2 protein-coding genes are annotated in these 544 nt (G+C 70.6%); both read left to right on the top strand.

The window, feature by feature from the left end; translation table 11 throughout:
- Nucleotides 1–340, top strand: a 340-nt coding sequence (locus H9Y04_RS46465; RefSeq protein WP_214662322.1) for a transposase, incomplete at its 5' end; no start/stop codon positions are given.
- On the top strand, nt 337–544 hold a 208-nt coding region (locus tag H9Y04_RS48380), incomplete at its 3' end, for a transposase (protein WP_214662321.1). The genes H9Y04_RS46465 and H9Y04_RS48380, both read left to right, overlap by 4 nt.

The following is a 544-nucleotide window of genomic DNA, read 5'->3' as shown; positions in this document are numbered from 1 at the left end:
CAGGTCAGGCGAGTTGGTAGTCCCTGCGCTGATGGAGGCCGAGATGGCCGGGGAACGGCGCGCGTATCCGACTGATCTGTCCGACGTGGAGTGGGCGGTGCTGGCGCCGCTTGTGCCACCACCGAAACCGGGCGGGCGGCCGCCGAAGCACCCCCGCCGGGAGATCATCGACGCCTTGGCGTACTGGGTGCGGGCCGACTGTGCCTGGCGGCTGCTCCCGCACGACCTCCCGCCGTACCAGACCGTCTACCACTACTGGCGACAGTGGCGGATCGAGGGCCGCTGGGAAGAGATCCTCGCCGCGCTGCGAAGTAGGGAACGTACTGGTCAGGGGCCGTGAACCAACCCCTAGCGCCGGGGTGGTGGACAGCCAGAGCGTCGGGGGCCGCCGAGCGCGGCGGCTGGCACGGATACGACGGCGGCAAGAAGGTGCTGGGCATCAAGCGCCACCTCCTGGTCGACACGGGCGGCCTCGTCCTGGCGGTCTGCGTGAGCCCCGCGAACGTCGGTGACCGTGACGGAGCTGCTGGCTCGGTGCGTCGAC

The sequence above is a fragment of the Streptomyces polyasparticus genome, from assembly GCF_014493765.1.
Taxonomy (GTDB): Bacteria; Actinomycetota; Actinomycetes; order Streptomycetales; family Streptomycetaceae; genus Streptomyces; species Streptomyces polyasparticus.
The sequence above is the reverse complement of the archived record's forward strand: the minus strand, read 5'-3'. Positions and strand labels throughout refer to the sequence as shown.